At 31.0% G+C, this 11,198-nt stretch carries 7 protein-coding genes; all 7 read left to right on the top strand.

All coding sequences use genetic code 11. The features are described from left to right. The first annotated feature begins 286 nt into the window (after nucleotides 1-286). Nucleotides 287-1,108, top strand: coding sequence for a hypothetical protein (locus B0A66_RS22350; RefSeq protein WP_089052056.1), 822 nt, complete (start codon nucleotides 287-289; stop codon nucleotides 1,106-1,108). Between the two features lie 168 nt (nucleotides 1,109-1,276). Continuing rightward, a complete protein-coding gene (locus B0A66_RS22345; protein WP_089052055.1) occupies nucleotides 1,277-2,056 on the top strand; it encodes a hypothetical protein in 780 nt (259 codons plus the stop codon). A 58-nt stretch (nucleotides 2,057-2,114) separates the two neighbouring features. After that, the gene (locus B0A66_RS22340; protein WP_089052054.1) at nucleotides 2,115-2,984 is read left to right on the top strand and encodes a hypothetical protein; all 870 of its coding nucleotides are present in this window, start codon (nucleotides 2,115-2,117) and stop codon (nucleotides 2,982-2,984) included. A 56-nt stretch (nucleotides 2,985-3,040) separates the two neighbouring features. Further along, nucleotides 3,041-3,922, top strand: coding sequence for a hypothetical protein (locus B0A66_RS22335; RefSeq protein ID WP_089052053.1), 882 nt, complete (start codon nucleotides 3,041-3,043; stop codon nucleotides 3,920-3,922). Nucleotides 3,923-4,019: 97 nt separating this feature from the next. Further along, the gene (locus B0A66_RS22330) at nucleotides 4,020-4,979 is read left to right on the top strand and encodes a GSCFA domain-containing protein (RefSeq protein ID WP_089052052.1); all 960 of its coding nucleotides are present in this window, start codon (nucleotides 4,020-4,022) and stop codon (nucleotides 4,977-4,979) included. Nucleotides 4,980-5,156: 177 nt separating this feature from the next. Next, the gene (locus B0A66_RS22325; protein WP_089052051.1) at nucleotides 5,157-10,274 is read left to right on the top strand and encodes a translocation/assembly module TamB domain-containing protein; all 5,118 of its coding nucleotides are present in this window, start codon (nucleotides 5,157-5,159) and stop codon (nucleotides 10,272-10,274) included. 4 nt (nucleotides 10,275-10,278) lie between these two features. Beyond that, nucleotides 10,279-11,198, top strand: a 920-nt coding sequence (locus tag B0A66_RS22320; RefSeq protein WP_317044384.1) for a POTRA domain-containing protein, incomplete at its 3' end; no start/stop codon positions are given.

The raw sequence follows: 11,198 nt of genomic DNA, 5'->3' as shown, positions 1-11,198 counted from the left end.
GGTAAAAACAGAGTGGTTTTTTGGAATCATCTTTTTCAAAAGGTTTTTTTTATTTGTTTGCTGTAAATATTTTAAAGAAAAGAGCTAAGTAGAAATACGGAAAATTCTAATTGCTTTTTATTTTTATAATATAGTGATTCTGGCTTAAAGTGCTGTATTTCAAAACATTGTATTGATGGTTGCTTTTTTAACATTTTTTAGTGTTAAAAAATGTTAAATAGTATGAGGTTTTTTTATAATGTTTAATTTACATTTATCGTGAATATTAATATTTTAACCTACTTAAATGAAAAAAATCCTTTGTCTTTTTTGTGCTTTAACATTAGCATTAACATCTTGTTCTAGTGATGATTCTCCTTCTGATCCTGATCCTTCTTCTGAGACACCACCAGTTGTTACTGCTCCACCAGTTGTTACCGTTCCCCCAGTTGTTTCTGTTCCTTCTGATCCCGCTAAGTTAGTTTTACTAAAAAAAGTAATTTTAACAGGAGAAAATGGAAAAACAACAATAAACTATAACTACGATGGAAACAAGATTGTAAGTATAATTGATGATACAGATGATAGTGGTATGTACTATACTTACACTGGAGATTTAATTACTAAATTAGAATTTAAATTTGCCGATGGAACTGTAGAGCAAACGAATACGTTTACTTATAATGCCGATGGGAAATTAGCAACTTTTTTGAGGGTTGAGGAAAATAATAATGTTTTGCAAGGTCATAAAGAAGTTTTTACTCATAATGCAGATGGAACAATTACAGCAAAATCATATATTGGAGATGATATAACCCAAACTAATCCTTCAGGAACTGCTACAATTAAATTTCTTAATGGGGAAGTAAGCGAAATCACAGCTACCAATTCTTCAAATCATAAATATCTTTATGATGATAAAAATAATCCAGCAAAAAATATTTTAGGTTTTGATAAAATCTGTTTCGCGGATTTAGAAGGTACAGGTATTTTTCATAATCAAATTTCTGATACTTCGGATGGAGATGTATGGTCTACTTATAGCTATACTTATAATGTAGATGGGTATCCTGTAAAGAGTATTGATAATGCAGAAGGTACAAAATATACGTCAGAATATTTCTACTAGTATATAAATATTTTAACTAATAAACCAGAAGCAAATACTTCTGGTTTTTTATTTAATATTTAAAAAAAAAAAGAAAAACATACCTTTTCGTTACTAAAAAACTAAATTTTATGGGCTTGTATATTTTCGTTTATATTTGCGCCAAAATTAGACAAACCAATTTAATAAATGAAAAAACTTTACTTTTTTACGACTGTATTTGTAATTCTTATCTCATGTTCAAGCGACAATGATTCACGTACTAAAGAACCTGTAGGTAATATATTTTATAAAACTGTAACAAGCAATTTTGAATCTCCTGTACCTGTAGAGAGTAAGTATACTTTTGATGGGAATAAAGTTTTAAGCATAAAAACGGATAAAACAGAAACCTTGTTTACTTATGAAGAAAATCGCATAGTAAAGCAAGAAGTAATAACTAAAGACCAATTTGGAGAAGAATATAAAGAGAAAGAATTACAATATGTTTATGAAAATGGAAAATTAAGGACAAAAACAACTTTGCTATGGGTTTCATATTATTTAGATGAAGTATCATCTACTAGTATAGTAACATATACACATATTTCTGATAATTTAATTGAACATGTAACTCATTTTATACATCCGTACAAAGAAAAAGAAAAAATTGATGAAGGGTTTATAAAATATAAAGATGGGAATATTGTAGAGAAGTTTTATTCGTCTTTCTATGGAACAACAGTATTTAATTATGAATATGATACAAAAAACAATCCAGCTAGAAATATTTTAGGATATGATTTATTATTAGATGAAATAGATGATTGTGGGAAAAATAACATTGTAAAAACAACTTTCAAAAGTTCGGAGGCTCCTTACGTAAATGAAATTTTAAGAACATATATTTACGATGATAAAGGATATCCAGTTAAGTATACATCAGTTGCCAGTAACGGCTATAGATTCAAAGTAGAATTTACATACTAATAATCATTATGACTTTTTTAAAGCATAAATCTTAATAAAAACACCATAATATCAACAAATGAAAAAAATCTACTTTTTAACGGCTCTTCTTATATTTTTTGCATCATGTTCAAGCGACAATGATTTAGCAGTCGAGGAGCCAATTGTTATAGAAAAGCCTGTTGTATCTGAGCCACTTCCCGTAGACCCAATCCCAGTACCAGTTATACCTGTTGATACAACAACAGTTCCTCTTACTGTTTTATATATTGATGCTCTTTCTGATATTGATAATAAATATCTTGATACGAACAATTATGATGGAAATAAAATTTTGAGTGTCAAATCAAATAGTAATAAAACATTATTTACTTATGAAGGAAATCGTATTGTAAAACAAGTAAGATTTTATAAAGACAAAAGCGGAATAGAAGTTAAAAGTACAGAAGTTGAATACACTTACGAAAATGGAAAATTAAAAACCAGACTTTTAAAACAGGGATTTTCTAATTCGTATCCCGATGGAAGTTATATTCGTAAAACAATATATTCTCATACCTCTGATAATTTAATTTCTTTTGTAGAATATTCGATAGATTCAGACTTTAAATTCGAGACTAAAGTAAGCGAAGGACATTTGATTTATAAAAATGGTAATCTTATTGAGGAAAAAATGATTACAAATTCTGCAACAACAATAAGAAAGTATGAATATGATTCAAAAAACAATCCATTTAAAAATATTCGAGGATTTAATTTGTTACTAAATGAAATAAGTTCCTTCGGAAAAAATAATGTTACAAAAGTTTCTTTGGATAGTACAGAATATTCTGCACCAGTTACTTATTTAAGCACTTTTATTTACAATGAGAATGACTACCCTGTAAAATATACTTCCTTTGCAAAGGATGGGAAAACGATAGAATATGAAATGGAATTTACATACTAATCATCATTACTTTTTTAAAGCATAAATCTTAATTAAAAACGCCATAATATTAATAAATGAAAAAAATCTACTTTTTTACAGCTCTATTGATAATTCTTACTTCATGTTCAAGCGATACTGATTCAGTAGTTGAGGAGCCAATTGTTATAGAAAAGCCTGTTGTGTCTGAACCAATTCCTGAGCCAGTTGTTCCAACTGATAATACCGTTCACCGCACTATTGCTCAGTTTTATCCTTCTCAAACAAAAATTGATAATTATACTTTTGAAGGAAACAAAGTATTAAGCAGGAAGAATGATGAAACAGAAACTATATACATTTATGAAGGGAATCGTATTGTAAAACAAGAAGGAATTCGTAAAGATCAATTTGGATTAAAAAGTAAAAAGAATGAATACCAATTTATTTATGAAGATGGAAAATTAAAAACAAGAACCATATTAGAATGGTCTGCCGAAAATGCAGATCAGCAACCATCCATAATGATGAGGACGACTTATACTCACACTTCTGATAATTTGGTAGCATATATAGATTATATTATAAATCTTGATACAAAGAAAGAAGCTAAATTAGGAGAAGGATTTTTGCGATATAAAGATGGTAATGTTATAGAAAATGAGGACATTGCACTATATATAACATCTAAAGGCGGTGATTTTGTAGAGGATCCTTCACGATCTGTAAAAACAATAGTTACCTATGAATATGATAAAAAAAATAATCCGGCTAAAAACATCTTAGGATATGATTTATTTTTAGGTCAAATAAATGATTACGGACAAAATAATATTTTAAAAAAAACGGTTAAAAGGGTAGGATCTGATGATATAAATATTGAAACAAGAGATTATATTTATAATGATAAAGGATATCCTGTTAAGTATAAATCGGTCGCAAGCGATGGTTATGAATATGAAATCGAATATACATATTAATGTTGTTCCAACAATTACAAGCTTACTTGAAACCAAATACTTTCGTATTTGGTTTTTTGTTTGTAGAAAATGGTTGAAATTTGAATAAAAAAATAAAATGAATTTCAGAACACCGATATCAATTGCTAAAACAGCTCATCCAATCGATTATAATTCGAAGATCATTTCTATTGGTTCCTGTTTTGCAGAAAATATGGCAAAGAAATTTGATTATTTTAAGTTTCAGAATACGACTAATCCTTTTGGGATTATATTCAATTCTGTTTCCATTGAAAAGATTGTTAGAAGAGTGGTGGAGCAGCATTTTTTTACAGAAAGTGATATTTTTCTGCATAATGATTTATGGCATTGTTATGAAATTCACTCTGAACTAAGCAATTCCAATAAAGAAGAATTACTTCAGTCATTAAACCAAATTATTACAGCAACACACGATTATTTAACGCATTCTACTCATATTATCATTACTTACGGAACTTCTTGGATTTATAGAAATATCCAAAGTGAACAAATCGTAGCCAATTGCCATAAAGTACCGCAAAAGCAATTCACGAAAGAGTTATTGCCTGTTAGTGAAATTGAAAACAGTATTCAAAATACAGTGCAATTAATTCAGAAATTAAATCCCGATATTAACTTCATTTTTACCGTTTCTCCTGTACGTCACATCAAAGACGGTTTTATCGAAAATCAGTTAAGTAAAGCACACTTGTTTAGTGCAATTCATCAAGTTTTAAAAATTCACAATTCACAATTCACAACTCTTACCTATTTTCCATCGTACGAAATCATGATGGATGAACTTCGAGATTATCGTTTTTATGCAGAAGATATGTTGCATCCCAATCAAGTAGCAATCGATTTTATCTGGAAGTTATTCATTGATAGTAATATAGCTCTAGAAAGTGTTAGTGTGATGCAAGAGGTCGAGGAAATTCAAAAAGGATTGAATCACAGAAGTTTTAATCCTGAGTCAGAACAACATCTTAAATTCCTTTCTAAACTTCATCAAAAAATAGATATATTAAAAAGTAAATTTCCACAATTTAAATTTTAAGAATTGAGAAAATTTTCTTACTTTAGGTAGGTAAAAAAAAGAAGTAAAATGCAATTTTAGAACAATTGATTGTAATTATGTAAAATGTTCGGTCATTTTTTTTACAATTTTGTAGCTTGTATAAGCCAACTCATTATGCGAATCGCAGTATTAATCTAAAATGTGTTTTATTGACGTATGAATAAAAAATCCATTCATTTTCTTAAAAAAACACTACGTGTACTTCTTTGGACCGTGGGGTCTACCGTTGCACTATTACTTCTTATTATTATCCTCATTCAGTTGCCGTCTATTCAGAATTTTGTAAAAGACAAAGCCATTACCTATTTACATGAAAAGATAAAAACCAAAGTTTCACTAGATAGAATTGCAATTAAATTCCCAAAAGATGTTGTTTTGGAAGGATTTTACTTTGAAGATCAGAAGAAAAAGGTTTTGCTGGCAGGAAAACGTTTAGTAGTTGATGTTGATTTGTTTAAATTGATAAGCAGTGAACTCGAAATTAATTCCGTTTCGCTTGAAAATGTATCGGCTAATATTTCCAGAAATAAAGAAGGCGTTTTTAATTTTGATTATATCATCAAGGCATTTGAATCCAAAGAACCCAAAGTCGAAGATCCGGATAGCAAACCCTTTACAATATCGGTTGTAAAAGTAAATCTGGATCAGATAAAATTGAACTATAAAGATGATTTCACTAAAAACAATATCAAAGTAAATCTGACGCATTTTGATACGAAATTCAACACATTCGATTTAGATAAAATGGATTTTGATATTCCGCATATTGATCTAAACGGATTGAAATTGACTTTAGATCAGGATGTGGTAGAGAAAATTGCTGAAGTATCTGTAGAAACCGTAGATACCATTTCTAAAAGAAAAGATTTCAAATTAAAATTAGGCAAAATCAGTTTGGCTAAAATTGACATTGCTTACGATAATAAAGATTCCAAACTTGATTCAGGTATAAAATTAGGCAGCTTGCAACTGGCAGTAAACGAAATAGATTTAAATAAACAATTGCTTGATTTTGATACTTTCGAAATAAATGATCTGAAAGGAAATTTACGTTTAGGTGCCAAAGACAAACAACTTAAAGCTCCTGATTTAGACTCGACAGCCATAAAACAAGCAGGATGGAAGGTAAAAGTAAAGGATGTTGAAATAGAAAATGTCGCTTTTAAATTTGATGACATGCAATCAAAACCAGTTACAAAAGGAATTGATTATAGTCATATCGATCTAAAAAACTTTAAGCTGGATGCTGAGACTTTATACTATGGAAACGATACAATTTCAGGAAATATAAAATCGCTTACAGCAAACGAAAAAAGCGGCTTGCAAATTCAGTCTTTAAAAACAGACTTTTTTTACGGACCCAAAAATGCTTCACTGAATAAGCTGTATATAAGAACGCCACAAACGTTACTTCAAAATAAAATCATTATAACGTATGCGTCGTTAGATGCTTTAAAAAAGGATTTAGGCAACTTAACCTTAGATGCTGATTTGAATCAGGCAAAAGTGGGTTTTAAAGATATTTTACTTTTTGTTCCGGATTTACAAAACACAAATCCATTTAAGAGTAATCCGAATGCGATTTTGTATGTAGATACCCGAGTAAAAGGAAAAGTAAAAGATTTGAATATTTCGAAGTTCCAAATGAGCGGAATCGGAACAACCAAAGTTAATCTTTCAGGAAGGATTACAGGCTTACCGGATGCGCAAAAAGCGTATTATGATGTAAACATTCGTCAGTTATCAAGTACTTCAAAAGATGTTAACTCTTTCGTGCCTGCCGGAACGATTCCAAAGAATATTCAATTGCCTTCACAGTTCAATTTACAAGGAAAATTTAAAGGTTCTGTTCAAAATTTCAATACTAATTTAGCCTTAAGCAGCAGTTTTGGTAATGCCAAAGTCGATGCCTTATTTGATCAGCGTACTAAAAAGAAAGAGAAATACGATGCGACTGTTTCTTTGTTGGATTTTGATTTAGGAAAGCTGATTAAAAATGATTCGGTTGGAAAAATTACGCTTAAAGCGAAAGTAAAAGGTGTCGGATTAGATCCTGCTACCGCTAAGGCAGAATTAGATGGTTTGGTACAAAAGGCAGTTTTTAATAAATATACCTACAAAGATTTAGCCTTAAATGGAAATATCGAAAACGGATCTTTTTATGTAAAATCAGGAATGAACGATCCAAACCTGAATTTTAATTTAACAGCAAACGGAAACACGAAAGAGAAATATCCATCTATTAAATTAAAACTAAATCTGGATATTGCCGATCTTGAAAAACTAAATCTGCATGCAGGACCAATGAAACTGAGAGGAAATGTTGATGCCGATGTTGCAAACAGCAATCCTGATTTTTTAAATGGAAAAGTTTTTTTGTCGAACATTCAAATATTACAAGACGCTGAACCTATTGTTTTAGATTCTGTTCGTATAATCGCTTTTTCAGATGATAGCCGCAATAATATCAAAATAACATCACAGTTTTTAAAAGCAGAGGTTGATGGAAAATACAAACTGACAACTTTAGCTGCAGCAGTAAAAAAATCATTGTCGAAATATATTGATTTAAAGAATCCAAAAGTAAACGGAGAATCAGATGAACAACGATTAGCGTTTACATTGAAGATAGATAACGATCCAATCCTTTTTAAACTGCTTCCTAAATTAACAGGTTTAGAGCCAATAGATATTATTGGAAATTATAATAATGCTACTGATTCATTATCAATAAAAGGTACAATTCCGAGGATTGTTTACGCTGATAATACAATTGCCGACGGAAAAATAAATATTGAAGCAAAAGAAAGTGCGTTGGAATATCAAATTTCATTAGCAACTATAGAAAGTGGTTCGTTAAAAATTCCTTTCACAAGTTTGTCCGGAAAAGTAGAAAATAATACTTTGACGTATGCGCTTGCCGTTCAGGATGCAAAAGAAAAGCAACAATATTATATCGCAGGATCATTAAATAGTGAAGATTCTAAAAACATATTTAAGATCGATGCAGAAAACTTTGTATTGAATTATGATAAATGGAATGTAGATCCGGAAAATGCTATTGAATTTGGAGATAAAAGACTTTACATCAATAAATTCTTTCTGGAAAATGCGGGTAATGAATTAAAAATTCAGTCACAAGGAAGTGAGGATAATGCACCTTTGCAGGTTGATTTTGTGAATTTTAAAATCGAGACAATCTTAAATATGGTCAAAAAAGACAAATTGCTTATGCAAGGTCTTATTAATGGAAATGCAGTAGTAGAGAATGTAATGACCAGCCCAATATTTAAAAGTGATTTAAAAATTGATGATTTTGCTTTTAGAGGAGAAGCTGTTGGAAATATTGAAATAAAAGTGGATAATAAAACCAACGATTTACTGGCGGCAAACGTTACGTTAAAAGGAGGAGAAAATGATGTTACGCTTGATGGAAATTATGCTGTAAAAGACGGAACATTAGATTTTAATGTAGACCTGAAAAAATTGACAATCAAAAGTATTCAGGGCTTCACTATGGAAAATCTTGCTGATGGAACAGGTTATTTATCGGGAAGTTTTAAAATCACAGGAAATGCATCAGCGCCAAAAGTTGGAGGGGAATTAGTTTTTAATGATGCAGGTTTCAGAGTTACACAGCTTAATTCTTATTTTAAAACAGATAAAGAAAAAATCACGTTTAGCAATGACGTAATTAACTTTGATAAGTTTACACTTTTTGATGAAAATGATAATGAATTGTCTGTAAACGGAACCATTACATCACCGGATTTCAGAAACTATAATTTTGCTTTAACAATTCTCGCTAATGATTTTAGAGCCATACATTCTAAAGCGAAAGACAATGATTTGTTTTATGGCGATTTGTTTTTAGACACCAAATTAAACATAAAAGGAACACTTGAAAATCCAGTTGTAAACGGAAATATCAAAATCAATAAGGAAACTAAATTTACATTAGTATTACCACAATCAGATCCATCAATTGCAGATCGTGAAGGTATTGTAGAGTTTGTTGATGAAGACAATATGTATTTGAGACAAACAGCGGAAATACAAGACAAACTAAACCAATCGCAATTGGTTGGTATGGATGTAAGTGTTGATATTTCTATTGATAAAGAAGCAGAACTGACTTTGGTCATTGATAAAGGAAATGGAGATTACCTAAATCTTAAAGGAGAAGCACAACTTACAGGAGGAATTGATCCTTCTGGAAAAACAACTTTGACTGGTAAATATGAGTTTTCAGACGGAGCCTATGAAATGAATTTTAATATGATTCGAAGAAAATTCAACATTCAAAAAGGAAGTTCAATTATCTGGAACGGAGAGCCAACAATGGCAAACCTAAATATAACAGCGATTTATAAAGTAGAAACAGCTCCAATCGATTTGTTAGGAAATCAGCTAGGTAGTTTAAGCCCGAGTGTTAAAAATACATACAAACAAAAAATTCCGTTTCAGACTCTATTAAAAATGAAAGGCGAATTATTGAAGCCTGAAATTTCATTTGATATTGTGCTTCCTGACGGAAATTATAATGTATCATCAGATATTGTAACGGCTTCGCAGACAAAACTGGAACAATTGCGTCAGGAACCGGCAGAATTAAACAAACAGGTTTTTGCACTTTTATTGTTAAACAGATTCATTGGTGAAAATCCTTTTGCAAGCGAAAGTGGTGGTACCAATGCTGGATCGCTGGCAAGACAAAGTGTGAGTAAAATACTTTCACAGCAATTAAATGATCTTGCGGGAGAATTAGTAAGCGGATTTCAGGTAGAATTTGACCTTCAGTCGACAGAAGATTATACATCCGGAACGATGGAAAACAGAACTGATCTGAATGTTGGGGTTTCTAAAAAACTGTTAAACGACAGATTGAAAGTTACTGTAGGAAGCAGTTTTGGAGTAGAAGGTCAGGAGCGTGCCAATGAAGAAAGTACCAATATTGCAGGAGATGTTGCATTGGATTATCAGCTTACAAAAGACGGACGCTATATGGTTCGTGCTTACCGAAAAAATCAATATCAGGTTGCAGTTGAAGGGCAGGTTGTCGAAACAGGAGTTGCCTTCATCATTACTATGAGTTACAATAAATTCCGCGAACTTTTTCACCGCAGTGCAGAAGAAAAAGAAATGATTAAAGAAGAGAAATTGCGTAAGGAAAAACAAAAACTCAAAGAAAAAGAACAAAAGGAAAAAGAGGATAAAAAAGAAGAAGAAAATCAGCAAGAAGATCAAATTGAAGGAAATGAGCAAAAAGCATAGCGATATGAAAATTAGATATATACAATATTTTAGTGTGTTATCCTTGTTTTTTGTTTTTGGATGCAGTAATACTAAATATTTGCCGGAAGGTGATTTATTGTACACAGGAGGTTCTGTTACAGTAGAAGATTCCATTATAAAAAAGAAAGACAAAAAAGCACTCGAGAAAGAATTAGAAGATCTTCTTCGTCCTAAACCCAATAAACAGATTTTTGGATTACGTCCTAAATTGTGGATTTACAATATTGCGGGTGAACCCAAAAAAGATAAAGGAATCAGACATTGGCTGCGAACAAAAGTAGGCGAGGAGCCCGTACTTTTCAGCAAAGTCGATTTGGATTATAATGCTTCTGTACTTCGAAATTTCACCGAAAACAGAGGTTATTTTAAAACCAGAGTAAGTGCCGATTCAACAGCAAAAAATAAACGTGCGACAGCAGAATATACAGTACAGCCCAGAAGACAATATAAAATTAAAAGCGTCAAATTTCCTGCAGATTCTTCAGAACTGTCTAAAGAAATAGCTAAAACAAGCCGAAGATCAAGATTGAGACCAGGAAGACCTTATGATCTTGATGTGATCAAGCAGGAACGCGAACGTATAGATGCCCGATTGAAGGAAAAAGGATATTATTACTTTAATCCGGATTACATTCTGGCGCAGGTCGATAGTTCAAAAGGTGATTATGAAGTAAACATTAAAATAAAAATAAAAGAAGAAACACCGGAAAAGGCGAAAGTGGCATACAAAATCGATAAAATTGTAGTATATCCTAACTTTTCAATTTCAAAAGACAGCGTGCGATACAAAAAGGAAGATATTGTACAATACAAAGACTTCACGATTATAGATACCGCGAACACCTTTAATCCAAGGGTTTTTGACAGAACGATTTATTTTAAAAAAGGAGATCTGTATAATAG

This window comes from Flavobacterium hercynium (assembly GCF_002217285.1).
Classification (GTDB): domain Bacteria; phylum Bacteroidota; class Bacteroidia; order Flavobacteriales; family Flavobacteriaceae; genus Flavobacterium; species Flavobacterium hercynium.
This window is presented reverse-complemented; position numbering and strand designations above follow the sequence as displayed.